Below are 24526 nucleotides of genomic sequence, written 5' to 3' on the forward strand. Positions count from 1 at the left end.
CCCGAGGTACAGGCCCGCGACATGCCGCTGTACCCCAGTTCGGCCAAGGGAACTCCGCCCTTGTGAAACATACCGACAAGCTTGTATGTTTCCGTCCATGGCCAACAGGGTGTTCGTCGCCGGGGTCGGGATGACCAAGTTCGAGAAGCCGGGCAGCCGTGACTGGGACTACCCGGACATGGCACGGGAAGCGGGCGGCGCCGCGTTGGCCGACGCGGGTGTCGGCTACGACCTCGTCGAGCAGGCCTTTGTCGGGTACGTGTACGGCGAGTCGACGTCGGGGCAGCGGGCGGTCTACGAGCTCGGGCTGACCGGGATCCCGGTCGTGAACGTCAACAACAACTGTTCGACCGGGTCGACCGCGCTTTTCCTGGCCGCCCAGGCGGTTCGCGGCGGGCTCGCGGATTGCGTGCTGGCGTTGGGTTTCGAGAAGATGCAGAAGGGTTCGCTCGCGTCCACGTACGACGACCGTGAACAGCCGCTGATGAAGCACATCCTGGCGTTGGCCGAGCTGCGTGAGTTCGCGGCGCCGCCCGCGCCGTGGATGTTCGGCGCCGCGGGCCGTGAGCACATGGAACGGTACGGGACCACGGTCGAGCAGTTCGCGAAGATCGGCGAGAAGAACCACCGGCATTCGGTGAACAACCCGTACGCGCAGTTCCAGGATGCCTACACGCTACGGGAAATCCTTGACGCCAAGGAGATCTATCCGCCGTTGACCCGGTTGCAGTGTTCGCCGACGTCCGACGGGTCGGGTGCGGCGGTGATCGTCAGCGAGCGTTTCCTGGAGCGGCACGATCTTGCCGGGAAGGCCGTGGAGATCGTCGGCCAGTCCATGGTCACGGACATGACGAACACGTTCACCGACGCGATCAGTATCGTCGGCGCCAAGATGACCGCCTCGGCCGCCGAGCAGGTCTATTCGCGGGCCGGTATTGGTCCGTCCGATGTGGACGTCATCGAACTGCATGACTGTTTCTCCACGAACGAGCTGATCACCTACGAGGCGCTGGGACTGTGCGCCGAGGGCGAGGGCGGAAAGCTCGTCGACGCGGGCGACACCACATACGGCGGCCGGTGGGTGGTCAATCCGTCCGGTGGGTTGATCTCCAAAGGCCATCCGTTGGGGGCCACCGGGCTGGCGCAGTGCGCGGAACTGACGTGGCAGCTGCGTGGTTCGGCGGACAACCGTCAGGTAGACGGGGCGAAAGTGGCTTTGCAGCACAACATCGGACTGGGTGGCGCGGTCGTGGTGACGGCTTACCGCCCGGCGGAGAGGTGACGGAATGGCGAGCGTGAACGTTTCGGTCGAACTGCCGGCCGGGCCGGAGAAGGTGTGGTCCGCGATGGCGGACCTGGCCCGGTTCGAGGAATGGCTGACCATTCACCAGGGGTGGCGGGGTTCGTTGCCCGACGTGTTGGCGGTGGGCTCGCGGATGACCGAGATCGTGTCGGTGATGGGAATGGCGAACAAGATCGAATGGACGGTCGACGCCTACGACCCGCCGCGCTCGCTGCGCATTTCCGGCACCGGGATGGCCGGTGTCCGGGTGTCGTTCACGCTGTCCGTCGAACCGTTGGGGGACAAGGCGAAGGCCACGATCGACGCGGAGTTCAGCGGGCAGATGGTGGTCGGCCCGATCGGCGCGGCGGTGGAGAAGAACAGCCGGGGTGAACTGGAGAAATCGCTGGCGAAACTCACCGAGCTGGTCGCGTGACCGGCTTCTCGCCGGACGGTGTCGGGCAGTGGACCGAGCCGGACACGTTCGAAGTCACCGCGGAACGAATCGCGCAGTACGCGGCCGCCACGAATGATCCGATTCCCGCGCACTTGTCCGGCGACATCGCGCCGCCGGTGTTCGCCATCGTGCCGGTGTTCATGTCGTTGATCCCGGCGGCGTTGGCGGTCGCGCCGGCCGAGTACGTCATGCGAATTGTGCACGGCATGCAGGATTTCCGGTTCCATCAAGTGATCCGGCCGGGAATGACTCTGGTGTCCAGGGCGAAACCCATTGGTTTCGGGGGAAACCCGAAGGGGACGAGGGTCGCGGTCTACATCGAGAGCCGTTCCTCGGACGGATCGTTGGTCAACGAGCAATGGGTGACTTCGTTCTTCCGTAACATCGACGCCGGTCCGTTGGTCGGTTCACTCGCTCCGGTGCATTCGTTCACCCAAGATGATCCGGTCGCCAACGTGGTGTCGCATGTGGACGATGACCAGACGTTCCGGTACTCGCTCGCGTCCGGCGACCCGATGCCGATTCATCTGGACGAGGAGATCGCCCGAATGGCCGGCCTGCCGGGAATAATCGCGCATGGACTGTGCACTATGGCGTTCACTTCGTGGGCGGTGTTGACCGAGGTGGCGAACGGCGACACCGCGCGACTGCGGCGCCTGGCCGTGCGGTTCAACAAACCTGTGCTGCCGGGCCAGGACATCGCCACTCAGGTCTGGCGATCCGGCCCGAACTACACGTACGAGACCAAGGTCGGTGAAACCGTGGTGATCAGGGACGGCTACGCCGAGATTGCGGAGGACTGACAATGGGCGCACTGGACGGCCGGGTGGCGATCATCACCGGCGCCGGCCGCGGCATCGGCCGTGAGCACGCGCTGTTCTTCGCCCGCGAAGGCGCCAGCGTCGTGGTCAACGACCTCGGCGGCGCCAACGACGGCAGCGGCGCGGACGCGGGGCCCGCGCATGACGTCGTGAACGAGATCACTGCTCTCGGTGGTACGGCGGTCGCGAACACAGCGAACATAGCAACCTGGGACGGCGCCCAATCAGTTGTCGCCCAAGCCGTTGACAGCTTCGGTCACCTGGACGCCCTGGTGAACAACGCGGGAATCCTGCGTGACGCCTTCATAGCGTCCACCGAAGAGTCCCAATGGGACAGTGTGATCGCCGTGCATCTCAAGGGACACTTCGCCATGCTGCACCACGCGGCCGTCCACTGGAAGGAACGAGCCAAAGCCGGCGCCACAGTCAACGCCGCGGTGGTGAACACGGCCTCCGCCTCCGGCACCATCATGCCCAACGCCGGCCAAGCCAACTACGGCGCGGCAAAAGCGGGCATAGCGGCCATGACCCTCGTCGCCGCCCAGGAACTGGAACGTTACGGGGTCCGCGCGAACGCGATCGCCCCCATCGCCCGAACCCGCCTCACCCTGGCCACCCCCGGCTTCGAAACACTGTTCGCCTCACCCACGGACCCCCAAGCCTTCGACGCCTTCCACCCCGCCCACGTGTCCCCCCTGGTCGCCTACCTGGCCACCGAAAACTGCCAAATCAACGGCAAAGTCTTCGCAGTCCAAGGCGGAGTGATCCAAGAACTCCAAGGCTGGCAGTCAAAGCATACAGCGGAAACCGACAAACCCTGGACCCTGGCCGAGATCGACCACCAACTCTCCACCTGGACATAACCCGCGGAAGCCTCTTCTTGTCGGTCTTCGAGGGGCGATCTGCTGCCGCGGCACGATCTCGTGGGTGCCGGCCCAGATCTTCGCGAAGGCATTGGTGGTCGAGCGCGTTAGCGTCTGGCCGGCAGGGCCGGGAGTCGGCTCCGGGTACGCGCATCTGCAGGCGGGTGTAGTCCAGCGCGGGCTACCGTTCTCGCAGGTAGTCCAGGCGCAGGTCGCGGACGGGTTGGCAGTGCAGCTTGTAGCGGTCGACGAGTTCCCTTGGTGCTTTTGGTAGTTGTCGTTGAGAACGTCACGAACTCGTCGAGTTGTGGTGTCGGGGCGACTCGCGCTGAGCACTTCCCTCGGCAGCGGTCGTCGATGGGCGTTCTGCCACTCGGCTTCGGCTTACAGCAGGCCAAGGTCGCGGGCGTGCATCGCTGCTTGGGTTCGGTCGCGGAGGCCTAGGCGGTTGAGGATTCGCGAGACGTGGTTCTTGACGGTTCCTTCGCTGAGGTAGAGCTGTTGGGCGATCTCCTTGTTCGTCGCGCCGGTGGCCAGGACACGCAACACTTCGGTTTCTCGGGCGGTGAGGACGTCGTCGACTACAGGCCGTCGCACGCCAGCGAGGCCTTTGACGATGGCGGGATGCAGTTGTGCGATTCCGGCGTGGGCGAGTCGGACGGCCTCCGCGAGTTCCTGGGTCGGCAGGTCCTTGAGCAGGTAGCCGACCGCGCCCGCGCGCAGCGCCTGGACGACGTACTGCTCATCGTCGAATGTGGTCAGCATGACGACCTTGCACGTTGACGCGAGGTGTTGGGCGGCCTCCACCCCGTCCATCTCCGGCATCCGCACGTCCAGCAGCACCACATCCGGAGAGTGCACGTTGGCCTGTTCGATCGCCTCCTTTCCGTTCGATGCGACGGCGACGACCTCGATACCGTCCTGGATGTCCAGCAACGACGCGATTCCGTCTCGTACCAGTTCCTGGTCGTCGACCACCAGTACGCGGACCGTCATGCCGGTACCGTCACGGTGATCTGGGTGCCCTTGCCCAGCTTGCTGTCGATCTGCAGGTGGCCGCCGATGAGCTCAGCCCGTTCCCGCATTGCTTGTAAGCCAAAACCTTCCGTGTAGTCGTCGATATCGAAACCGCACCCGTTGTCCGCGATCACCAGCCGTGCGGTGTCGGCGCCGTAAGTCAAGGCCATGGACACCTTGGTCGCCTTGCCATGCCTGCGCGCGTTCGTGATCGACTCCTGGGCGGCCCGGTACAGCGTCGACTCGGCCTTGATACCGGCGGTCGGGGCGCCGGTGATCTTGAGCTCGCCGTACAGGTCGTCCCTGACCAGCTCCTGCAGCGCTGCGGGCAGGTCGAACTCGTCGCCGCTGTGCATGGCCCGCACCGCTGATCTGACGTCGGTCAGGGCACGGCGAGCCGAAGCGTACGCGTTGGCGACGGATCGGTCGGCCTTCTCCGGATCTCGGTCGCGAAACGCCATGGACATCTCCAACTGCACTGTGATCGCGGTGAGATGGTGTCCGAGGGTGTCGTGGATGTCCCGCGCGATCCGGGTGCGTTCCACCTCGGCGGTCATCTCCGCCACCATCCCCTGCGCCTCCAGCGCGCCGACCGCGATGTGCGCCATGGTGAGCGCCAAGGTCAGGCCGACGGCGAACATCAGCACATCAGACAGGTAGTTCGCGTCGGTGTACCAACCGGGCATCCAGATGAAGTAGCCGCCGAGGAGCGCCGCGAGGCACGCCGCGCCTAACCACAACGCGGCCCGCCGACCCACCGTCAAGTAGGCGACGAACGGCACCAGGACGAACAAGGCCCGGGACAGCCCCGACTCGTCCAGTGCCGCGATACCGGCGTACAGCACTACTCGGACGATCAGCCAGCGGACGGGATGCCATCGTGGCTTCCGTTCGATGAGGTAGAGCACGACCAGGCCGGCGACGAACCCGGCCAGCCGGAGGAGGTCGCCGCCACCAGGGGACAGACCGGCCACGGCGTAGTACAGGCCGGCCAGCAGGACGACCGAGTAGACCATCGCCGTGACCACGGAGATCACGCGCATGGGAATACTGTCGTCGGTTTGGGGCGTGTTGGACAGTGCCGACCGGCACGTGCCGCCTGACACTTTCGGGTCATGTTTCCGAATTCCTAAGGTCGAAGCCATGACAACCGCACTCACCCGACTCAGCACCTGGTCCGGCCTACTCGCCGGCCTGGCGATAGCGGTCATCGGCGGGCTGGAGGGATTCATCGGCGAAACCGCCGCGACCAGCTTCGTCATCGCCCTCACACCCGCGCTCGCCACCCCGCTCCTGGTGGCCCTACACACCAGGCAGGCGAGAGCGAGCGGCCGGTTCGGCGAACTGGCCTTCTTCGTCAACCTCGTCGGCCTGGGCCTGTATGGCGGCGCAGCATTCGCCCTGGACATGGTCGTGTACTACATCTCCGTGCCCCTGGCCGCCGCGACCAAGGTCGCCCTGTTCGGCAGCGCCGCGGTCTTCGCCATCGGCTCGGTGATGTTCGGGATCTCCATGCTCCGCACCAAGGTGTTCCCCGCAATCCCCACCTGGGGCTACACCCTCATACTGGCGGTGTTCGCGGTCGTCGGCCCCTTACCCCACTCACCGATCAAGAGCGCCCTTCACGTCCTGTCCGGCACCACCCTCATCTGGCTCGCGACATCCCTCATGGACAGGGCGCCCCAACGCGCCCCAGCCCTGGCCACCAGTTAGGACCCGCCCTGAGAAATCACGATCGGAACGTCCCATCGGGGGCCATTTGCCGCCAGCACCCGCATCACGGCTGGGGTGGCTGTCGCCCGTCTGCAGCCTTGGCTGGCGAATGGCGGCATCTGGTGGTTCGCCGTTCAGTGCGGTGATATCCGCCCGGCCCTACGTCGCCGCGAACTGATCGAGATCTGGTGCTCACTTGGTATTCGCGACTTCCGGCTTCCGACGCCAGAATCGAGCGTGACCCGTTGGGCCGGGCATCTCGTTGGTGCCTCGGTTTCACGGACTCGCCGGTGATCAGTTCAGGCTTGACTTTGTGTCGAACTCAGTCGGGCTCGTCCAGCAGTGCGGGGCGGAGTGTCGGCGGTGGTGGGCATAGCGGGCGCCGCAGTGGCCATGCAGGATCTGCAGCAGTAGTGAAGCTTGCCTCCACGGAGTGGGTGTTCGGTATAGGAGTCGGGCGCGGGTTGTGGGTGAGATCTTGGTCGTGGCGGTGAGCTGTATGGGTGGTGCGCAGGAAGTCCAGGTACGACTGGGTTTTGGCGGGCACGGGTCTGGTTCCGGCGTTTCCGCCGGCAGGTTTCCCGTGCCTGCCCTTGGAATCCGCCGTGCGCCTCGTCGACACAACCGGCTCTCCACTGGTTCGCGAACGCGAAGATCGCCCTCGCACACGAATGTGGTGCAGGAGGCGGCCAGGCTTTCGGGCTGAAGGGGGAGGATGAGATGGGCACGTACCGGAGTCAATCGGCGGTTCACTGTGGTGGCGTGGGCGTTGCTGGCCGTTTCGGTGGTTGTTGGGGTGATGGGGGTGGTGGCCTCATTCTGCCTGCGGTTGGCGGTTTGATTGGTTGCCTCGGCCCTCGGCTGGTCGGAAACTAGGACGGGCTTGTTGGTGTGCTCGTTGGCATTGTGGTCGGTGTCGCGGTCATCGCCGGTTACCTCGGGCTTCTTTCCGTCGCCTGGCGTTGAGCCGCAGCCACCACTGCGACCCTATGGCGGCGGCGAACGAAGGCCTCCCTGTGGATGGAGAATCCGGACGCTGTTCAGCTCGCTTCGCACTGCCAGGGGAAGGGGGCGAGGTCCGGCTCCACCCATTCCGCCCTCGCCTTCGCACCGGCCAATGTGGACGTTCGGTAGAATCTGGTGAGCAGCCTCTTGTCCAGGAGTGCGGCGTTGTCGCCGACGAAGGTGTCGAAGTCGGCGACCGTCGACTCGGACACGTGGTGGCCCACCAGTTCGACCCAGGCGCGGCTGACCGTGGCGTTGTACTTCTGTGGTGCTCCCGCGTAGCGGGCGGTGTTCCGGATGCCGTCGCTGATCAGGTCCACTGCTGTCTCGGTGCCGTACTCGCGGATCGCGAGCCAGGTGAGGTGGACGTGTTGGCGGTGGCCAAAATGGTTCGCCTGAAGCATTACCTCCTGCATCAGGCCTTGGAACCGGGTCATGTGGATACCTCCGTCAGTGCGCGCAGAACTTCGTGGAAGCCGGCGATCGCCGTCGGCGGCAGATCGCCGAGGGCGCGGCGTTCGAGATCGGTGAGGGTGTGGCGGATCGTGTCGGCCGCGATGCGACCGGACTGGGTCAGCTCGACCAGGACCGAACGCCGGTCGCCCGCACGGGTGTTTCGGGTGATGTGGCCTCGGCGTTCCAGGCGGTCGAGCACGCTGGTCAACGTGGTGGGGCGAGTCCCGACGGCGGCGCCCAGTTGAGAGACCGTGCGCCCCTGGCCGTCGGCGAGGTTGGCCAGCGCGTTGATCTCGGACGCCGTCATGTCAAGGTCGACAAGCTCGGTGGCCAGCAGGTGCAGCGTCGCGTGGGTCGCGCGCTGCAGTGCCAGCAACGCGGACCGCTCAACAGGGTCGTGTCCAGGTGTCACGATTTCGGATAATACGAAATCGTTCTAATTCTGGTCAAGGGATTAGGGACTCGCAGGGCGATCGGGAGAGGTGAGGCAGTGTGGATCGGGAGGTGAAGCGGCCGGTTCGGCGATGAGGCGGTGCACCCTCGGGGGTGAGGCGCTGCACCTCAAGGGGAGGTCAGACGGTTCGGATCTGAGGTGATGCGAGGGGTGGCGCGGCGGTTTCGATGGAGGTGAGGCGGCTCGACGGATGGTGAGGCGGCTCGGAGGGCGGGGCGGTTAGGGCCAAGGGGTGAGGGGCGGCTCGGGAGGCGCGAGGCGGCTTGGCGCGGAGGGCGTGGGCGGGGCGGCCAAGACCAGGGGTGAGGAGCGGCTCGGCGTGGGAGGCCGGAGGCGGCTCGGCTTGGGGCGGAAGGCGCGGGCGGCTCGGAAGGCGAGGCGGGGCGGGGCGGCCAAGACCAGGGGTGAGGAGCGGCTCGGCGCGGGCGGCCGGAGGCGGCTCGGCTCGGCTTGGCGGGGAGGGCGGGGTGGCTAGAGCCAAGGGGGTGAGGGGCGCTCGGGAGGCCGGAGGCGGCTCGGCTTGGGCGGAGGGCGCGGGCGGCTTGGCGCGGAAGGCGCGGGCGGGCGGCCCGGGAGGCGCGAGGCGGCTCGGCGCAGAGGGCGCGGGCCGGCGTCTCGGAAGGCGGGGCGGGGCGGTTTGAGGCGTCCGGCTTGAGGGGGTTTGAGGGGGGAGGTCGTTCGGCTTGGCTGTGGTGAGGCGTTCGGTTTGCGGGATGAGTTGGTTGGGGTTGTGGGTGGGGTTGCTGGGTTAGGTGAGGGTTTCTGGGGCCATCGTTCGTAGGCAGGCTTTGGCTCGTTGCCAGCGGGCTTCCAGTTGGGTGTCGTCGGGGTAGGCCCAGTTGCTGACCAGGAGGCCGCGGACGGTGTCCATCGCTGTGTACGCGTAGTGGCGGAACTGGGTGGTGTCCGCTGAGGGGCCGAAGAGGCGGCGGCCGAACTGGAGGACCAGGTCGCTGATCTGGGGTTCCACGTCGGCTACTTGGGCTCGTAGGTCTGGGTCGGTGCGGGCGGCCAGGAGGAGTTCCATGCTGGCCGCGAAGATCGGGCCTTGGTGGATCTCCCAGAGCAGGTCGAGGGTGTCGCCGACTGGGTCGTTTGATGTCGACAGGCGGTCCATCTCGGCGAACGCCAGGTCTGCGCGGCGCGACGCCAGGTGGCGGACGGCGGCGGTGACCAGGTCGGCTTTGGTGGGGAAGTGGTGGACTTGGGCGCCGCGGGTGACGCCGGCGCGTTCGGCCACCCGGGTGGTTGTGGTGCCCGCGTAGCCGTACTCGACGAGGCAGTCGATGGTCGCGTCGAGCAGGCGCTCACGCATGGCCGCGCTGCGTTCTTCCTGGGTGCGCCCGGTCTTGGACCTGCGGCCGGTGGTCACCGACATGGGGACACCTTAGTCTTGCCATTACATACCTGCACGTGTGTATGTTTGTTCGATGGTCCGTCAGCTCAAGGGCAAGGTCGTTGTGATCACGGGTGGCGCCCGGGGTATCGGTGCGGCCACGGCCCGTGCGCTCGAAGCCGAGGGTGCCAAGGTGGTGGTCGGCGACCTGGACTCGGCCAGGGTGCTGGACGTCACCGACCGCGCTGGGTTCACCAAGTTCCTCGACGAGGTGGAGAGCACGGCCGGGCCGATCGACGTGCTCGTCAACAACGCCGGGATCATGCCGCTCGGCCGGTTTGAGGACGAGGACGACGCCTCGACCGTGCGGCAGTTGGAGATCAACCTGCACGCGGTCATCCACGGCACCCGTGAGGCCGTCAAGCGGATGCGTCCACGCGGCACGGGCCACATCGTCAACGTGTCGTCGGCCGCGGGCAAGGCGGGGTTTCCCGGCGCGGTCACGTACTGCGCGACCAAGCACGGCGTTGTCGGCCTGTCCGAGGCGGTACGGATGGAGTTGCGCGGGTCCGGTGTCGAGATCACGTGCGTGCTGCCGAGCATTGTGCGCACCGAGTTGACCGCGGGGGTCAAGGACGCGGCGCTGGTCAAGTCGATCACGCCGGAGCACGTCGCGGCCGCCATCGTCCAGGCGCTGAAGCGCCCGAGGTTCGAGGTGTTCGTGCCGCGTTCGGTCGGCACGTTGAACCGGATCGGCCGGCTGCTGCCGCGCCGGGCCGCCGAGTGGATGGTGCACGTGCTCAAGGGCGACCGGGTGATGATCGACGCGGCGAACTCGGCCGAGCGCGCCGCCTATGAGGCGCGGGCTCAGGCCAGCGCGCCGGGTGCGGACGAGGCGTACGGTTTCAAGGCATGACGGCCGCATCGATCACCGACACCTTGGTCGCCCGCCTCACCGACCGGGTCTCGGCGTCCACATCGGACACTTTGGCCACGGTGGACGTGTACGGCGGGGGCACCCTCGCCAAGGTCCCGCACTCGACCCCGAAGGACGTGGCCGACGCGGTCGAAGCCGCCCGGGTGGCCCAGAAGTCGTGGGCCACGGTGCTGCTCGCCGAACGGATCCGGATCTTCGACCGGTTCCACAGTCTCGTGCTGGAGCACGCCGAGACCCTGTACGACCTGCTGCAGGCCGAGACCGGCAAGGCCCGCAAGGACGCGTTCCTGGAGGTCAGCGCCCCACTCGTGACGGTCGGGTACTACGCGCGCAAGGCCGCGGGCCTGCTCGAACCCCGTCGGCGCGAGGGCATGATGCCGGTCGCGGTCAGGACAACGGAACTCCGTTCCCCCAAGGGCGTGGTCGGGATCATCACGCCGTGGAATTACCCGTTCGCGTTGGCGTTCACCGACCTCATCCCGGCGCTGATCGCAGGCAACGCCGTCGTGCTCAAGCCGGACACGCAGACCGCCCTGACCACGCTGTTCGGCGTGGATCTGCTCTACCAGGCCGGTCTGCCGCAGGGACTGCTGCGGGTGGTCCTCGGTGACGGTCCGGTGGTCGGCACGGCCCTGGTGGACACCGCCGACTACATCGGCTTCACGGGGTCGACCCGCACCGGCAGGCAGATCGCGGAACGGGCCGGCCAGCGGCTGATCGGGTGTTCGCTGGAACTTGGCGGCAAGAACCCGTTGCTGGTGCTGGAAGACGCCAATCTGCACCGCGCGGCCGTCGGTGCCGCGCAGACGTGCTTCTCCAACAGCGGGCAGCTGTGCATGTCGCCGGAGCGCGTGTTCGTGCACACGGCCGTGTACGACGCGTTCGTGGCGAAGTTCCTGGCGCAGGTGCGGAAGATAAAGCTCACGGCCACGTACGACTTCGCGGCCGACATGGGTTCGCTCATCTCACAACGCCAACTTGAGACTGTGGTGAAGCACGTCGAAGACGCCCGCTCCAAGGGCGCGACCGTGCTCGCGGGCGGCAAGCCACGGCCGGACATCGGCCCGTTCTTCTACGAGCCGACTGTGTTGACCGACGTCACGCCCGAAATGCTGTGCTACGACAACGAGACGTTCGGTCCGGTCGTGTCGATCTACCGGGTTGTGGACGAGAACGAGGCCGTCGAACGCGCCAACGAGACTGTCTACGGCCTCAACGCCAGCGTCTTCGGCCGTGACGTGCGCAAAGCCCATGACGTGGCGGCGCGGTTACGGGCCGGCACGGTGAACATCAACGACGGTCACGTCGTCGGGTTCGGCAGCGCGGACGCGCCGATGGGCGGCATGAAGGACTCTGGTCTGGGCCGGCGCAACGGTGCCGAGGGGCTGTTGAAGTACACCGAGGCGCAGAACGTCTCTGAGCAGCGCGTGCCGCTGTCCGCCCCGCCCGGCTGGCTTCCGTATACGCTGTACACAAAGGCGATGCGCCTGACACTGCGCCTGTTCAGGCGGCTTGGCCTGCGATAATGGCGGCATGATCAATCTTCCGGCGGCCGCCTCGAACGTGCTCGACAAGGTGTTCCGGGGTGGCGTCGCCGACCTGCGGCCGATGCCGCGGGTGCTGGTCGATCACGGCCCCAACCGGTGGGTCTACCGGCTGGCCGGGGCCGGTGCCGGCGATCCGGTGCTGCTCGTGCCGCCGCTCGCGGCGCCGGCGCTGTGCTTCGACCTGCGCCGCGGTTGCAGCCTGGCCGAGCACTTCGTCGACGCCCGTCGCCGGACGTATCTGGTGGACTACGGCACGGTCAGTTTCGCCGACCGCGGCCTGGGCATCGAGCACTGGATCGACGAGGTCCTGCCGCGGGCGATCCGGGCGGCCAGCGCGGACGCGGGCGGGCGGCCGGTGCATGTCGTGGCGTGGTGTCTCGGCGGGATTCTGAGCCTGCTCACCGTCGCGGACCAGGCGGACCTGCCGGTCGCGTCGATCACGACGGTGGCCAGCCCGATCGACTTCACCGCCATTCCGCTGGTCGCGCCGGCCCGGCCGCTGGTGGAGCTGACCGGCGGCTGGCTGCTGACCGCCCCCTACCGCCTGCTTGGCGGGGCGCCGCGGCAGATCGTGCGGTGGGCGTTCCAACTCAGTTCGGTGGACAAGTACGTCACCAAGCCGGTCGCGCTGCTGACCCACCTGGACGACATGGAGTTCCTGGCCCAGATCGAGGCGGTCGAGGAGTTCATGGACAACATGGTCGCCTACCCCGGCCGGACCTTCGGGCAGCTGTACCACCGGTTCTTCCGCGGGAACGATCTGCACGACGGGGTCGTTGACATTGAAGGCCGGCTGATCTCGTTGGCCAAGATCGAAGTTCCGGTCCTGGTGATCGCCGGCGCGACCGACGGCATCGCACCGGAACCGGCGGTGCGGAGGCTGACGATGCTGCTAGACCACTCACCCGACGTCAGGTTCGAGGTGTGCCCGGGTGGCCACCTCGGCGTGCTGACCGGACGGAGTGCCCGGCACACCACGTGGAAGGCCATGGACGCCTTCCTGGAGAAACACGCGGCCGCATGAGCGCCTGGCCGTGGACCCCGGACCTGGTCCGGAAAGAGCTGACCGACTATCTCGACGTGGCGATGACCATGCCGGACAGTCCGACCGCGTGTCCACCGTGGACGGTCACCGACCTGACCGCGCATCTGGTGGCGACGTTCCGGCGGTACCGGATGCTGCTCGCCCGGTCCCGGTCCGGCGACTTCACCAAGCCGTTCGAGCCGGAGGAACTGTCCCGCTGGAACCTCGCCTCGGTCGCCGAGTACTCGGGTGACAGTTTCGCCGAGCTGCCCGAGGAGGTCGACGGCTTCATCGCCGAGGCGACCAACCCGATGGAGATGATGGCCAACCAGCGCGGCCCGATCCCGGTGGCGTTGCAGCTGGTGTTCGGCCTCAACGAACTCGTCCTGCATCACCACGACGTGGTCCCGTACCGGCCGGAACGGACAGTCCTGGAGCCGCTGTTGGACATGTGGCAGCGGCGGTACGCCCCGTTGCCGGAGGAGCCGGACCCGTGGCATCGGATCCTGCTGGCCTCCGGCCGGAACGTCTGAGGAGCTACTTCAGCTCGCCCGAGGACTTGCCGAGCAGGCGACGGGCCACGATGAGCTGCTGGATCTGCTGGGTGCCCTCGAAGATGTCCAGGATCTTCGCGTCCCGGGCCCACTTCTCCAGCAGCGCGTTCTCGGTGTAGCCGAGGGAGCCGCAGAGTTCCACGCAGCGCAGGGTGATCTCGGTGGCGACCCGGCCGGCTTTCGCCTTGGCCTGCGAGGCTTCCAGGGAGTTCGGCTTGGAGTTGTCGGCCATCCAGGCGGCTTTCAGGGTCAGCAGGTTCGCGGACTCCCAGTCGGCTTCGAGGGCGAGGAAGGCCGCGGCGGCCGCGTGCTGGTTGTTCGCCGGCTTGTCGTAGTCGACTTTGACGCCGGCTTCGGCGAGCAGCTTCTCGGTCTCTTCCAGGGCGGCGTGGGCCAGGCCGACGGCCATGGCGGCGACCAGTGGGCGGGTGTTGTCGAACGTCTGCATGACGCCCGCGAACCCCTGGCTGATCTCGGGGTTGCCGAGCAGGTTCTCGGCGGGCACGTGGCAGTCGGTGAACCGGATGACCGCGGTGTCCGAGGAGCGGATGCCGAGCTTGTTCTCCAGCCGCACCACCGCCATGCCGGGGGTGCCCTTCTCCACCACGAAGGACTTGATCGCGGCCCGGCCGAGTGACTTGTCCAAAGTGGCCCACACCACGACCGCGTCGGACCGTTCGCCCGCGGTGACGAAGATCTTCTCGCCGTTGATCACGTAATGGTCGCCGTCCTTGACCGCGGTGGTCGTGATCGCCGCCGAGTCCGAGCCGCAGTCCGGCTCGGTGATCGCCATGGACGCCCAGAGCTTGCCGAACCGGGCGAGCTGCTCCTCGTTGGCGACCGACGCGATGGCCGCGTTGCCCAGGCCCTGGCGCGGCATGGACAGCAGGAAGCCGACGTCGCCCCAGCATAGCTCGATCGTGCCAAGGACCGTGGACATGTTGGCGCCGTTACGGATTCCGGTCGCCTTCGTCGAGTCACGCCGGACGCCGGACGCGCCGCCGCCACCTTCGCCGGACGCGTTCACGCCGTCCAACAGGGCCGCGAAGATGTCCAGCTCCTTGGGGTACGTGTGTTCCGCGCGGTCGTACTTGCGCGAGTTCGGCCGGAAGATCTCGGCGGCCGCCTGGTGCGCCTGGTTGATCAGGGCGCCGAACTTCTTGGGGATCTCCAGGTTGATCACAGCAGTACCGCCCCTTCCATCAGACCGATCGCTCGCAAGTCCCGATACCACCGTTCCACCGGATGCTCCTTGACGAACCCGTGCCCGCCGAGCAGTTGCACGCCGTCGCTGCCGATGGTCATTCCCTTGTCGGCACACAGCTTCCGGGCGAGCGCGACGTCACGGGCGTACGGCTTTCCTTGCTCGGCACGGGCTGCCGCCCGGTACGTGAGCAGCCGCATCCCTTCCAGCTCGATGCTGATGTCCGCGACCCTGAACGCCACTCCCTGCCGGTGGCTGACCGGTTCGCCGAACGCCACCCGCTCGTTGACGTACGGGATCACGTAGTCCAGCACGGCCTGGGCCGTGCCGACCGCCAGGGCACACCACCCCAGCCGGCTGAGCCGGACGCATTCGACGTACGAAGCCTTGTCCCCCAACAGGGCGGACCGCGGCACGGTGACGCCGTCGAGCACCAGCCGGCCCATTCCGGCGGCCCGCAGTCCCATCGCCGGCTCGGCCTCGATCAGCACACCGGAGGACTCCACGATGAACAACGTGGGCGAGCCGTCCAGCATCGCGGCCACCACGAACAGTTCGGCGTCGGCGGCCCGCGGCACCAGCGACTTCACGCCGTCCAGCCGGTATCCCCGCGGTGTCCGGGTCGCCTTCGTGGCCAGGGCGAACGGGTCGAACAACGGTTTCGGCTCCAGAATCGCCAACGCGGCCGCGGGCACGTTATCGCCCACAAAGGACGGCAGGTACGTGGCCTGCTGGTCGGCGTCGCCCCACAGCACCAACGCGTTGCTCACCGCCGAGGGCGCCAGGCAGGCGACCGCGAGCCCCATGTCGCCGTGTGCCAACGCCTCCGCGATCAGCACACCGGACACAGTGGACCGCTCGGTGCCCACGCCGCCGAGGGACTCCGGCACGCCGATCATGGTCACGCCCAGTTCGGCGGCGGTGGCGAGCAGCTCGGCGGGAGGCGTGCACGCGGTGTCCGCGTCGGCGGCGGCCGGACGCAGCCGCTCGGTCGCGAACTCCGCGACCGTGTCCCGGATCATCTGCTGCTCGTCGTCGGGGGTGAGGTCGAACAGGCCGCGTTCTCCCACCGGCTCGAGCCGGGCGGGCTTGCCCAGCCGGGTCGCGGCCTGGAACGTGCGGGTCGCGGCGCCGAACGTGCGGAACCCGGTCCTGGTCGCCTGGTAGACGCCGCGCTCGATCGGCTTGTTCAGCCCGAGCCGCTGCACGATGCGTGCCCCTGCGATCCGGTTGAGTACCGCGAGCGCGATACCCATGGCGTCCCGCTTGTGCCGTTCGACCAATGTCACCAACTCCTCGCTCCGTTGCTTACCTACTCTAGAGTAGGTTTCGGTCGATCGCGAGGGGTGATCGGGCATACCGGCGGCCCCGCCCTTGTTAGCGCTCGGTGAGCGGAGTGAACGAGCGAGGAGCGGACGAATGCCCAAGGCAGTGCGGTTCGACGAGTACGGCGGGATCGACGTCCTGCGGGTGGTGGAGGTGCCGGTGCCTGAGCCGGCCGCCGGTGAGGTGCTGGTCAAGGTCAAGGCGGCGTCGATCAACCCGGGCGAGGGCAAGATCCGCGCCGGGCTGCTGCACGCGATCTGGCCGGCCACGTTCCCGTCCGGCCAGGGCAGTGACCTGGCCGGGATCGTCGAGCAGGTGGGCGAAGGGGTGACCGGCTTCACAGCTGGCGATGAGGTCGTCGGCTTCACGGACGACCGCGCCAGCCACGCCGAGTACGTGGTCGCGGCGGCCAAGAACCTGACCGCCAAGCCCGCGAACGTGCCGTGGGAGGTCGCCGGGACGTTGTTCGTCGCCGGGAGCACGGCCTACGCGGCTGTCCGTGCCGTGTCCCTGAAGCCAGGCGACACAGTGGCGGTGTCCGGGGCCGCCGGCGGCGTCGGTTCTCTCGTCGTACAACTGGCGGCCCGCGCCGGCGCCGAGGTCATCGGCATCGCCGGCCCGGCGAACCACGACTGGCTCGTGGCGCACGGAGCCAAGCCGGTCGCCTACGGGGACGGGCTGGCCGACCGGCTGCGCGCCGCGGGCACGATCGACGCCTTCATCGACACGCACGGCGACGGCTACGTGAAACTCGCGGTCGAGCTGGGGATCAGCCCGGACCGGATCGACACGATCGCGGACTTCGCGGCCGTCCAGACCTACGGGGTGAAGGCGGAAGGCAGCGCGGTGGCCAGCACGGCCGAGGTCGTCGGCGAGCTGGTCGCCCTGGTCGCGGCCGGCGACCTTGAGGTGCCGATCGCGGCGACGTATCCGTTGACCGAGGTCCGCGCGGCCTACGAGGAACTCGAGAAGGGACACACGCGAGGCAAGATCGTGCTGCTGCCCTGACAACCCACGCGGTGGGCCACCTCGTACAGCGGTGAGTGATCCGGATACTTCCGTGGCTGTCGTTGGTGGTGGCGGCCTGGCAGAGCGTGGCGAGCGTCCGGGAGGCGTTGCGCCAAGGCCAGGACGACCTCTACGTCTATCTCCTAGGCGTCCACGCGGCAGCGAACGGCATGCCGCTGTACGGGGTGCGCGCGCCGAACGGCGACCCGTTCATCTATCCACCGTTCGCGGCGTTAGTGATGTGGCCGATGTCCTGGGTCACGCAACGGTGGGCGAGCGCGTTGTGGACAGCCGGGACGCTTGTTGTACTCCTGTTCCTCGTGGTCGTGCTGGCCTGGGGGAAACGGCAGGAGTGGCGTCCCCCTGTCTGGTGGACCGTGGTCCTCGGCAGCTACAGCCTGCTGCTGGTGACCACGCCCAGCCGGTTGAACCTGGGTCTCGGCCAGGTCAGCGCCTTGATCGCGCTGTTGGTGGCGGTGGACGTCCTGAAGGTGACACCACAGTCGACCCGCGGAATCTGTCTGGGCGTCGCGGCCGCGATCAAGCTCACGCCGCTGGCGTTCGTGGTGTACCTGCTGATATGCGGGCGCCCACGGGACGGCCTACGAGCGTCGGCCGCGTTCGTGGGTTGCGGCGCGCTCGCGTTTGCCGTGCTGCCGCGCGACTCGGGGGCCTATTGGACGGACGCTGTTTTTCACATGGAGGCCCGTCTCGGCTACCTGGACTATGTGGACAACCAGTCCGCCCAGGGTTTCCTGCTGCGAACCGGGCTGCCGGGCCTGTGGCCGGTGATCGCGGGCGCGGTCATGGTTTTCGCGCTGTACCAGGGCAGGTTGCTCGCCCGCGGTGGACATGACGTGCTCGGGATGCTCGTGATCGGGTGTGCGGCGATCGTGGCGTCGCCGATCAGCTGGGGGCATCATCTGTTCTGGGTGGTGCTCGCCGGGCTGTGGCTGGTGTGGTCGGCCAGACCCGTTCAGGTCGTCGTGGGGGCCGCTGTCCTCGCTGTGATGCTCGTCTGGCCTGATCTGGAGCCGGGCCAGGCCGGTCTGGTCACCGGCAACAGTCGCCTGCTCACGGCCGTGTTGCTGGCAGGCGGCATCCTGTTTGCAACCAACCGTGGGGTCCACCTCGTTCCCATGCGTAGAGCGAGAGGAGCGGGGCATGGGGGATCGCGACGACGAGTTCGTCGAGTTCGTCCGGACGCACGGCGCGGACCTCCGACGGACCGCGTTCCTGCTGTGCGGCGACTGGCACCGCGCTCAGGACCTCACCCAGAACGTGTTGATCAAGCTGTTCCTGGCGTGGCCGAAACTGCATCGGGACGACGGTCTGCGCGGTTACGCCCGTAAGACGCTGGTCCGGACGGTGATCGACGAGTCACGCCGGTTCTGGCACCGCGAACGGGCGACCGCGGTCCTGCCTGAGACCTCGACGACAGGCCCTGACCCGGACATCTCGGTCGATGTGCTCCGCGCGCTCGCGGCGCTCCCGGCCCGGCAACGCGCCACGGTCGTCCTCCGGTACTGGGAGGATCTGCCGGTCGACGAGGTGGCGAAGGTGCTGGGCTGCAGCGAGGGCACGGTGAAAAGCCAGGCCGCGCGCGGGCTGGCCACGTTACGTGCGATGACCAGCGACGACGGGCTGCTGGAGGGACACCGATGAACGACGACGACCAAACAGTGGCCAAGGCGTTGCTGGAGCGCGCGGTGAGCACGGAGCCGCCGCTGGACATGGACCCGCATGCGTTGCTGCGGACCGCGCGTCGACGCCAGTCCCGTCGGCGGACTGTCATCAGCAGTGGTGCGATCCTGGGCGTGGTCGCCGTCGCGATGGGTGCGGTGATTCTGACCGGGAACAAGAAGGACAGCGTGCCGATCGGTCCCTCGATCCGGACCGACGTGAGCACGACGGCACCTGAGACGTCGGCGGCGGACCCGGCACAGCGGCCAGGCCGGCCACCGGTGGGGCAGCCGCCGTCGACCCAACGTGTCATCGACGACCGCGGCAAGCGGTTGACCGAGATGTTCGCCAACGCCCACATCGTCCCGCCGGGAATGACGGTCGAACCCTCCGCCGACGCGCCCGACGAACCGTTCCAGTTCGCCCGGGAGAACACCGACTCCTACCAGGCGTACGCGATTCTCAGGGACAGCCGCGGCGCCGGCCGGGTGGCCGTCAACGTCACCCGGTCGCGGCCGCTGACCGACGTGCTGAGCTGCAAAGCGGTGCAGGAGAGCATCTTCTGCCTGGAGAAGAGGTTCCCGGACGGCAGCAAGGCCAGGGTCTTCGACATCCACGGTCCGGTCACTGTCCCGAACTCGGTGTTGCGGCGGCTCACCGTCATCCGGCCGAACGGGTCGTTCCTGGAGATGTACGTCGAGAACACGACGGGCCTGTTCGCCACCGCGGCGACCAGGGACGACCCGCCGCTGACCGCCGACGACCTGTTCAAGGTGGCGGCGACACCCAGCTTCGCCTACTGATCTACTGGTGTCAGCAGGTCCAGGAAAGCCTGCGCCGCAGGAGAAAGGGTGATGCCGCTCGCGGTGGCCGCGTAGATCTGACGCGGCGCGATGTCGTCCGGGTGCACGAGCACCAGCGAGATGTCCGGGCGGCAGGCGTCCACCGCGAGCGACGGGATCAGCGTGACGCCGACGCCGGCCGCGACAAAGCCCTGCTTGGCCATCCAGTCCCGGGCCACGAAGCCGATCTTGGGCTGGAAACCCTTGCGCAGGCACGAACTCATCAGGGTGTCCTCGGGTTTGGTGCTGCCGGCGATCCAGTTCTCGTCGACCAGCTCCTTCAGCCGGACCTGGCGCGCGCCGGCCAGGGCGTGCCCCGGCGGCAGGGCGACGTACATGTAGTCGTCGCGCAGCTTGTGCAGGTCGAAGCCGTCGATGTGGTGCCTGCGCGGGAAACTCACCACGGCCACGTCGACGTCGCCGTCCGCGACCATGGCGAGCAGGCCCGGGGTGAAGCCTTCCCGGAGGGTGACCTGGACGTCCGGATAGGACTGTTGGAAGGCCCTGATGGCTTGGGGGACAAGGACGGCGTCCGCGGTGGCGAAGCCGGCCACGCGCAGGCTGCCGGTCGTCAGCGCCTGGAGGTTGGCCAGGTCGCGGCGGGCGGCGTCGAGCCTGTCGAGCACGGCTTGGGCGTGGCCGAGCAGGCGTCGTCCTGGCTCGGTCAGCCGGACACCTCGCGGCAGGCGGTCGAAGAGGGCGGTGCCCGCCTCCTCTTCGAGGGCCGAGATCTGCCGGGACACCGCCGACTGGGTGTAGCCCAGGTCCGGGGCCGCGGCGGTGAACGAACCCAGCCGGGCCACGGCCACGAAGACCCGCAGCAGCGGGGTGGCGAAGTCATGCGAGAGCGGCATGGATTCCATGCTAGACATTCGCTGGTTGCATCGCTCGCCAGCGCCTAGCGTGGACGTCATGAAGATCGCTTTTCTGGGCCTCGGCGCGATGGGCCTGCCGATGGCCAAGCGCGTCCTGGCCGCCGGACATGACCTGACAGTGTGGAACCGTTCACCCAAACAGTTCCCGGGCAAGGTGGCGGCCACGCCCGCTGAGGCGGTACGTGACGCTGAAGTCGTGATCACCATGCTCACCGACGCGGACGTGGTCAAGGAGGTGGTGAAGGGCCTGCCGTTGGCCGCCGGCACGCATCTGATCGAGATGTCCACCATCGGCCCGGACGCCGTCAACGAGGTCGCGGAGCTGCTGCCCGCCGGTGTGACGTTGATCGACGCCCCGGTGCTGGGCAGCGTCGACCGGGCCGCGAAGGGTGAGCTGGTGCTGCACGTCGGCGGGGACGCGGATCCGGTGACGTCCGTCCTGGAGTTGTTCGGGACGGTCCGGCGGGACGGTCCGAGGGGTGCCGGCGCCGCCGTGAAACTCGTGTTGATCAACGCGGTCATCGCGGGGGTGGCGGTGATCGGCGAGGCGATGGCCCTCGCGGACCGGTTCGGCCTGCCGGAGGACGTGGTCAGGCAGGCCATGGCGGCGTCACCGCTGGCCGGCATCGCGGGCCGCGCCTTCGCGGAGGGGGTGTACTACCCGATTCGCCTGGCGGCCAAGGATGTGGCGCTGGCCAAGGGCGACCTGCCGGTGGCGAACACGGTGTTCGAGCACTTGGCGACCGTGGCCGCCGACACTGACCTGGCTGGGACCGTCGATCAGATCAGGAACACGTTCTCGCGGAGCTGACGGCAGGCCGCCCCTGGGGTCAGCAATCAGTAACCGGCGGTGGCCACGCAGCCGAGATAGGCGGCCCTGGCGAGTGCGGGGGTCGACCTCAACGACTCGTACATCGCGTTGCACTGGGAGCCGCGATCGGGCATGGAGGCCGAGGCGGTGCCGGCGCCCGCGGTGACCGCCACCGCGGCGAGTACCGCTGCGGGCAGGATCGTGGCCGCGATGCGTCGAAGGTACTTCATGAACACTCCTTGTGATTTCGGCATGGGGAATTCCCGTCACCAGAGGCCATCGTGTTGGGTCACCGGTGGCGGAATCCATCCCAGATTTCTGGGATCTTCGGCGGGCCGGGTACCGTGCCCGGGGTGCCAAGCCTTCGTGATCTGGAGCGCGAACTCGTCGCGGACGTGCGGGATCTGGCCAGGGACAAGCTGCCGATGCCCGTCCTGTTCGCCCAGTTGCGCGACAGACTCCGGGAGGTGGTGGGGTTCGACGCCGGCTGCTGGCACGGCGCCGACCCGGTCACCGGGTTCGTGACGTCCACTGTGTCCGATGGGCTGGACCTGTCCCGGTTCGAGCAGGCGGTGCACATCGAGCTGTGGTCGGACGATCCGCTCACTTTCGAGCGGCTGCGTCGCAGCGGCCGTGGCGCCGATTCGGTCACCCGGGCCACTCATGGCCGGCCCGAGCGCAGCGTGCGATACCGGGAACTGCTCACCGAAATGGGCTACGGCGACGAGATGCGCCTCAACTTCGACGCGCAGGGTGGCCGGTGGGGTGCCGCCGCGCTGATGCGGGCACCGGACCGGGGGCCGTACCGGGCCGAGGAGTTGCGGTTGGTGGAGACCTTCACGCGGCATGTGGGGATGGCGCTGCGGAGCTGCTACCAGCCCGCCGGCAGCCAACCCGAAACCGCGTTGGCGGTGACGGTGTTGGGGCCGAACGGGCAGGTGGCAGCGGCCGACCAGCAGGCGCAGGCACTGCTCGCCGAACTGGGTGAGCACAGTGGACTGCTGACCGTCGCCGAACAGGCCAGGGGCGCCGGGGGCGCGCCGGCCATGGCCCGGCTGCGCGCGCCGAACGGGCGATGGCTGATGCTGCATGCCTCGCTGCTGCAAGGCGGTGACGAGGGGCGGGTGGCGGTGGTGGCCAGGCCGGCCGCACCGGCGGAGGTGATGCCGATCGCGCTGATGACCTACGGCCTGACCAGCCGCGAGCAGGAGGTCGCGCGGGCCGTGCTGCGGGGCAACAGCACCAAGGAGATCGCCGGGTTGCTCACCCTCACCCCGGTCACCGTGCAGGACCACCTGCGGTCGGTGTTCACCAAGACCGGGGTGCGCAGCAGGCGTGAGCTGATCGCGTTGTTCATGGCGTTGTAGTAACACGTTCTTGTGGAGCTAACCACTACACCGTTTGATGGATTGAGAAAAATATGTAACACGTTCTAGCGTCTGTGGCATGACACAGGTGTCCCGCCGGAACGTCCTCGCCGGAGCCGGGCTCGCGTTGGCCGCGGGCCTGACGCCGGCACGTATCGCGTCGGCCGACGTGGGGGCGTACGACGTCGTGGTCGTCGGCGCGGGCGCGGCGGGCATGACGGCCGCGTTGACCGCGGCCAAACGCGGCCTGAAGGTCGTCGTCATCGAGAAGGCGTCGGTGTTCGGTGGCTCGCTGGCCCGGTCGGGTGCGGCCGTCTGGATTCCCAACAACCAGGTCCTGCTCGCGGCGGGCGTGCCGGACACACCGCAGAAAGCCGCGCAGTACCTCGCTGCCGTCGTCGGCAACGGCTCGTCTCCCGAGCGCCAGCAGGCGTTTCTGGTCAACGGGCCGAAGATGATCTCGTTCGTGACGGCCAACAGTCCCTTGCGGTTCCGGTTCATGCCGGGCTACAGCGACTACTACCCCGAGCTGCCCGGCGGAATGCCGAACGGCCGGTCGATCGAGCCGGACGTGTTCGACGGCACCGCGCTCGGCGCCGAGCTGGCCAACCTGAACCCGCCCTACCTGCCGGTTCCGGCCGGCATGGTGGTCTTCGGCGCCGACTACAAGTGGCTCAACCTGGCCGCGGTGAACGTCAAGGGCGCTGCGGTCGCGGCCGAGTGCCTCGCGCGAGGCACAGCCGCCGCGTTGGCCGGACAGAAGCCGTTGACCATGGGTCAGTCGCTGGCCGGGGCGCTGCGGGTCGGGTTGGCGCAGGCCGGGGTCCCGGTGCTGCTGAACACCCCGTTGCAGGACCTGCTCGTGGAGAACGGCCGGGTCGCGGGAGTGCTGACACCGCAGGGCCCGATCAGGGCGACGCGAGGAGTGATCGTCGGATCGGGCGGGTTCGAGCACAACGCCGCCATGCGCGCTCAGTACCAACGTGCGCCGATTGGTACAGAGTGGACGGTCGGGACGCGGACGAACACCGGCGACGGCATCCAAGCCGGGCAACGCGCCGGCGCGGCACTGGCTTTGATGGACGATGCGTGGTGGGGGCCGGCGATCCCGTTGCCTGACGGGCCGTACTTCTGCCTCGCCGAGCGGACTTTGCCCGGCGGCCTGATCATCAACCAGGCAGGGCAACGGTTCGTCAACGAGGCCGCGCCGTACAGCGACGTCGTGCACGTGATGTACGACAAGAACCCCACAGCGCCGTGTATTCCGTCGTGGATGGTCGTGGACCAGAGCTACCGCAACAAGTACCTGTTCCGGGACACGTTGCCGGCGTTGCCTTTGCCGGACGCGTGGTTCGCTTCAGGCGCGGCTGTGAAGGCTGCGACGGTCGAAGGACTGGCCATAGCGATCGGTGTGCCGCCGTCGACCCTGCGCGCGACCGTGAACCGCTTCAACGGCTTCGCCTTCACCGGCCGTGACCTGGACTTCCACCGCGGTGACAGCGCCTACGACCACTACTACACGGACCCTGCTGTGTTTCCGTCGTCCAGCTTGGCAGCGCTGTGGCTGCCGCCGTTCTACGCGTTCCGGATCGTCCCGGGCGACCTGGGGACGAAGGGCGGCATCGTCACGGACGCCCGAGCGCGGGCGTTGCGATCGGACGGAACCGTGATCCCAGGACTGTACGCGGCCGGGAACGCCAGCGCGGCCGTGATGGGGCACAGCTACGCGGGCGCCGGCTCCACGATCGGCCCGGCCATGACGTTCGGCCACATCGCGGCCAACGACATTTAGGGCCTGTATCGAGGTCCCCGTCCGCGATAGCCGGGCCGGATGCGGTCCCTGGCGCCACCGCCGGCACACCCAAAGACAACCAGTATTCGCGGCGTACCGGCGGCGACGCCAGGAACCGCCCCGATCCCGACTCTCATCGAACGGGGACCTCG

General features: G+C 67.9%; 24 protein-coding genes and 1 pseudogene. 16 read left to right on the forward strand and 9 right to left on the reverse strand.

Annotated features, from left to right (window positions below; all coding sequences use genetic code 11):
- Positions 1 to 97 precede the first annotated feature (97 nt).
- The 4 genes from EV192_RS07755 to EV192_RS07770 are packed head-to-tail and all read left to right on the forward strand — an operon-like array spanning position 98 to position 3423.
- Complete coding sequence (locus EV192_RS07755; RefSeq protein ID WP_132112426.1) at positions 98 to 1282, forward strand: lipid-transfer protein; 1185 nt, start codon at positions 98 to 100, stop codon at positions 1280 to 1282.
- Positions 1283 to 1286: 4 nt separating this feature from the next.
- A complete protein-coding gene (locus EV192_RS07760) occupies positions 1287 to 1718 on the forward strand; it encodes a type II toxin-antitoxin system Rv0910 family toxin (protein ID WP_132112428.1) in 432 nt (143 codons plus the stop codon).
- Positions 1715 to 2542 carry a MaoC/PaaZ C-terminal domain-containing protein gene (locus EV192_RS07765; protein ID WP_132112430.1) on the forward strand — a complete coding sequence of 276 codons (828 nt, stop codon included), beginning with the start codon at positions 1715 to 1717 and terminating at the stop codon, positions 2540 to 2542. The genes EV192_RS07760 and EV192_RS07765 overlap by 4 nt, the downstream gene beginning before the upstream one ends.
- Before the next feature lie 2 nt (positions 2543 to 2544).
- Positions 2545 to 3423 carry an SDR family oxidoreductase gene (locus EV192_RS07770; protein ID WP_132112432.1) on the forward strand — a complete coding sequence of 293 codons (879 nt, stop codon included), beginning with the start codon at positions 2545 to 2547 and terminating at the stop codon, positions 3421 to 3423.
- A gap of 384 nt (positions 3424 to 3807) precedes the next feature.
- Here the strand turns inward: EV192_RS07770 and EV192_RS07775 are convergent, their stop codons facing one another.
- On the reverse strand, positions 3808 to 4419 hold the full coding sequence (locus EV192_RS07775; protein WP_132112434.1) for a response regulator: 612 nt from the start codon (positions 4417 to 4419) through the stop codon (positions 3808 to 3810).
- Complete coding sequence (locus EV192_RS07780; protein WP_132112436.1) at positions 4416 to 5483, reverse strand: sensor histidine kinase; 1068 nt, start codon at positions 5481 to 5483, stop codon at positions 4416 to 4418. The genes EV192_RS07775 and EV192_RS07780 overlap by 4 nt, the downstream gene beginning before the upstream one ends.
- Positions 5484 to 5583: 100 nt before the next feature.
- On the opposite strand from EV192_RS07780, the gene EV192_RS07785 reads away from it, so the two are divergent.
- On the forward strand, positions 5584 to 6153 hold the full coding sequence (locus tag EV192_RS07785) for a hypothetical protein (RefSeq protein WP_132112438.1): 570 nt from the start codon (positions 5584 to 5586) through the stop codon (positions 6151 to 6153).
- Between the two features lie 1040 nt (positions 6154 to 7193).
- Here EV192_RS07785 and EV192_RS07790 read toward each other — a convergent pair.
- The 3 genes from EV192_RS07790 to EV192_RS07800 form a co-directional block, all read right to left on the reverse strand.
- Positions 7194 to 7595 (reverse strand): hypothetical protein, encoded by a 402-nt coding sequence (locus tag EV192_RS07790; protein ID WP_207925906.1) that lies wholly within the window; start codon positions 7593 to 7595, stop codon positions 7194 to 7196.
- Entirely contained in the window at positions 7592 to 8026 is a 435-nt protein-coding gene (locus tag EV192_RS07795) for a MarR family winged helix-turn-helix transcriptional regulator (protein ID WP_207925907.1), read from the reverse strand. Before EV192_RS07795 ends, EV192_RS07790 begins: the two co-directional genes overlap by 4 nt.
- A gap of 790 nt (positions 8027 to 8816) precedes the next feature.
- Positions 8817 to 9383 (reverse strand): TetR/AcrR family transcriptional regulator, encoded by a 567-nt coding sequence (locus tag EV192_RS07800; RefSeq protein WP_132113151.1) that lies wholly within the window; start codon positions 9381 to 9383, stop codon positions 8817 to 8819.
- A 115-nt stretch (positions 9384 to 9498) separates the two neighbouring features.
- On the opposite strand from EV192_RS07800, the gene EV192_RS07805 reads away from it, so the two are divergent.
- The 4 genes from EV192_RS07805 to EV192_RS07820 are packed head-to-tail and all read left to right on the forward strand — an operon-like array spanning position 9499 to position 13445.
- On the forward strand, positions 9499 to 10320 hold the full coding sequence (locus EV192_RS07805; RefSeq protein ID WP_132112440.1) for an SDR family oxidoreductase: 822 nt from the start codon (positions 9499 to 9501) through the stop codon (positions 10318 to 10320).
- Positions 10317 to 11867, forward strand: coding sequence for a succinic semialdehyde dehydrogenase (locus EV192_RS07810; RefSeq protein ID WP_132112442.1), 1551 nt, complete (start codon positions 10317 to 10319; stop codon positions 11865 to 11867). Before EV192_RS07805 ends, EV192_RS07810 begins: the two co-directional genes overlap by 4 nt.
- A gap of 7 nt (positions 11868 to 11874) precedes the next feature.
- Positions 11875 to 12912: an alpha/beta fold hydrolase gene (locus EV192_RS07815; RefSeq protein WP_132112444.1), complete on the forward strand. Its 1038-nt coding sequence runs from the start codon at positions 11875 to 11877 to the stop codon at positions 12910 to 12912.
- Positions 12909 to 13445: a maleylpyruvate isomerase N-terminal domain-containing protein gene (locus tag EV192_RS07820; RefSeq protein ID WP_132112446.1), complete on the forward strand. Its 537-nt coding sequence runs from the start codon at positions 12909 to 12911 to the stop codon at positions 13443 to 13445. Before EV192_RS07815 ends, EV192_RS07820 begins: the two co-directional genes overlap by 4 nt.
- Before the next feature lie 4 nt (positions 13446 to 13449).
- Here EV192_RS07820 and EV192_RS07825 read toward each other — a convergent pair whose 3' ends face one another.
- Positions 13450 to 14649, reverse strand: a complete 1200-nt coding sequence (locus EV192_RS07825; protein ID WP_132112448.1) for an acyl-CoA dehydrogenase family protein — start codon at positions 14647 to 14649, stop codon at positions 13450 to 13452.
- Complete coding sequence (locus EV192_RS07830) at positions 14646 to 15926, reverse strand: acyl-CoA dehydrogenase family protein (protein ID WP_132113153.1); 1281 nt, start codon at positions 15924 to 15926, stop codon at positions 14646 to 14648. The genes EV192_RS07825 and EV192_RS07830 overlap by 4 nt, the downstream gene beginning before the upstream one ends.
- Before the next feature lie 163 nt (positions 15927 to 16089).
- Here EV192_RS07830 and EV192_RS07835 point away from each other — a divergent pair, with 163 nt between their 5' ends.
- From EV192_RS07835 to EV192_RS07850, 4 genes and pseudogenes are all read left to right on the forward strand, one after another.
- Entirely contained in the window at positions 16090 to 17004 is a 915-nt protein-coding gene (locus EV192_RS07835; protein WP_132112450.1) for an NADP-dependent oxidoreductase, read from the forward strand.
- Positions 17005 to 17174: 170 nt separating this feature from the next.
- A pseudogene (locus EV192_RS55550) lies at positions 17175 to 17897 on the forward strand (glycosyltransferase family 87 protein); the annotation flags it as partial.
- A gap of 271 nt (positions 17898 to 18168) precedes the next feature.
- Positions 18169 to 18669, forward strand: coding sequence for a SigE family RNA polymerase sigma factor (locus EV192_RS07845; protein ID WP_132112454.1), 501 nt, complete (start codon positions 18169 to 18171; stop codon positions 18667 to 18669).
- Positions 18666 to 19490 carry a hypothetical protein gene (locus EV192_RS07850; protein WP_132112456.1) on the forward strand — a complete coding sequence of 275 codons (825 nt, stop codon included), beginning with the start codon at positions 18666 to 18668 and terminating at the stop codon, positions 19488 to 19490. The genes EV192_RS07845 and EV192_RS07850 overlap by 4 nt, the downstream gene beginning before the upstream one ends.
- Here EV192_RS07850 and EV192_RS07855 read toward each other — a convergent pair.
- The gene (locus EV192_RS07855; protein WP_207925908.1) at positions 19484 to 20383 is read right to left on the reverse strand and encodes a LysR family transcriptional regulator; all 900 of its coding nucleotides are present in this window, start codon (positions 20381 to 20383) and stop codon (positions 19484 to 19486) included. The genes EV192_RS07850 and EV192_RS07855 overlap by 7 nt on opposite strands.
- A gap of 58 nt (positions 20384 to 20441) precedes the next feature.
- On the opposite strand from EV192_RS07855, the gene EV192_RS07860 reads away from it, so the two are divergent.
- On the forward strand, positions 20442 to 21215 hold the full coding sequence (locus EV192_RS07860) for an NAD(P)-dependent oxidoreductase (protein WP_165960238.1): 774 nt from the start codon (positions 20442 to 20444) through the stop codon (positions 21213 to 21215).
- A gap of 26 nt (positions 21216 to 21241) precedes the next feature.
- Here EV192_RS07860 and EV192_RS07865 read toward each other — a convergent pair whose 3' ends face one another.
- Positions 21242 to 21445 (reverse strand): hypothetical protein, encoded by a 204-nt coding sequence (locus EV192_RS07865; protein WP_132112462.1) that lies wholly within the window; start codon positions 21443 to 21445, stop codon positions 21242 to 21244.
- 123 nt (positions 21446 to 21568) lie between these two features.
- Between EV192_RS07865 and EV192_RS07870 the strand changes: the two genes are divergently transcribed.
- Both EV192_RS07870 and kstD read left to right on the forward strand, forming a co-directional pair.
- On the forward strand, positions 21569 to 22582 hold the full coding sequence (locus EV192_RS07870) for a helix-turn-helix transcriptional regulator (RefSeq protein WP_132112464.1): 1014 nt from the start codon (positions 21569 to 21571) through the stop codon (positions 22580 to 22582).
- Between the two features lie 79 nt (positions 22583 to 22661).
- Positions 22662 to 24374, forward strand: coding sequence for a 3-oxosteroid 1-dehydrogenase (gene kstD / locus EV192_RS07875; protein ID WP_132112466.1), 1713 nt, complete (start codon positions 22662 to 22664; stop codon positions 24372 to 24374).
- Positions 24375 to 24526: the final 152 nt, after the last annotated feature.

Source organism: Actinocrispum wychmicini, assembly GCF_004345645.1.
Taxonomy (GTDB): domain Bacteria; phylum Actinomycetota; class Actinomycetes; order Mycobacteriales; family Pseudonocardiaceae; genus Kibdelosporangium; species Kibdelosporangium wychmicini.

What these genes read in the sequence shown, in the direction of transcription:
- EV192_RS07850 (WP_132112456.1), top strand. Translation starts at nt 18,666, where the DNA reads ATGAACGACGACGACCAAACAGTGGCCAAGGCGTTGCTGGAGCGCGCG.
- EV192_RS07760 (WP_132112428.1), top strand. Translation starts at nt 1,287, where the DNA reads ATGGCGAGCGTGAACGTTTCGGTCGAACTGCCGGCCGGGCCGGAGAAG.
- EV192_RS07845 (WP_132112454.1), top strand. Translation starts at nt 18,169, where the DNA reads ATGGGGGATCGCGACGACGAGTTCGTCGAGTTCGTCCGGACGCACGGC.
- EV192_RS07780 (WP_132112436.1), bottom strand. Translation starts at nt 5,483, where the DNA reads ATGCGCGTGATCTCCGTGGTCACGGCGATGGTCTACTCGGTCGTCCTG.
- EV192_RS07790 (WP_207925906.1), bottom strand. Translation starts at nt 7,595, where the DNA reads ATGACCCGGTTCCAAGGCCTGATGCAGGAGGTAATGCTTCAGGCGAAC.
- EV192_RS07835 (WP_132112450.1), top strand. Translation starts at nt 16,090, where the DNA reads ATGCCCAAGGCAGTGCGGTTCGACGAGTACGGCGGGATCGACGTCCTG.
- EV192_RS07860 (WP_165960238.1), top strand. Translation starts at nt 20,442, where the DNA reads ATGAAGATCGCTTTTCTGGGCCTCGGCGCGATGGGCCTGCCGATGGCC.
- EV192_RS07805 (WP_132112440.1), top strand. Translation starts at nt 9,499, where the DNA reads ATGGTCCGTCAGCTCAAGGGCAAGGTCGTTGTGATCACGGGTGGCGCC.
- EV192_RS07815 (WP_132112444.1), top strand. Translation starts at nt 11,875, where the DNA reads ATGATCAATCTTCCGGCGGCCGCCTCGAACGTGCTCGACAAGGTGTTC.
- EV192_RS07770 (WP_132112432.1), top strand. Translation starts at nt 2,545, where the DNA reads ATGGGCGCACTGGACGGCCGGGTGGCGATCATCACCGGCGCCGGCCGC.
- EV192_RS07810 (WP_132112442.1), top strand. Translation starts at nt 10,317, where the DNA reads ATGACGGCCGCATCGATCACCGACACCTTGGTCGCCCGCCTCACCGAC.
- EV192_RS07865 (WP_132112462.1), bottom strand. Translation starts at nt 21,445, where the DNA reads ATGAAGTACCTTCGACGCATCGCGGCCACGATCCTGCCCGCAGCGGTA.
- EV192_RS07755 (WP_132112426.1), top strand. Translation starts at nt 98, where the DNA reads ATGGCCAACAGGGTGTTCGTCGCCGGGGTCGGGATGACCAAGTTCGAG.
- EV192_RS07800 (WP_132113151.1), bottom strand. Translation starts at nt 9,383, where the DNA reads ATGCGTGAGCGCCTGCTCGACGCGACCATCGACTGCCTCGTCGAGTAC.
- EV192_RS07855 (WP_207925908.1), bottom strand. Translation starts at nt 20,383, where the DNA reads ATGCCGCTCTCGCATGACTTCGCCACCCCGCTGCTGCGGGTCTTCGTG.
- EV192_RS07785 (WP_132112438.1), top strand. Translation starts at nt 5,584, where the DNA reads ATGACAACCGCACTCACCCGACTCAGCACCTGGTCCGGCCTACTCGCC.
- kstD (WP_132112466.1), top strand. Translation starts at nt 22,662, where the DNA reads ATGACACAGGTGTCCCGCCGGAACGTCCTCGCCGGAGCCGGGCTCGCG.
- EV192_RS07775 (WP_132112434.1), bottom strand. Translation starts at nt 4,419, where the DNA reads ATGACGGTCCGCGTACTGGTGGTCGACGACCAGGAACTGGTACGAGAC.
- EV192_RS07820 (WP_132112446.1), top strand. Translation starts at nt 12,909, where the DNA reads ATGAGCGCCTGGCCGTGGACCCCGGACCTGGTCCGGAAAGAGCTGACC.
- EV192_RS07830 (WP_132113153.1), bottom strand. Translation starts at nt 15,926, where the DNA reads ATGGGTATCGCGCTCGCGGTACTCAACCGGATCGCAGGGGCACGCATC.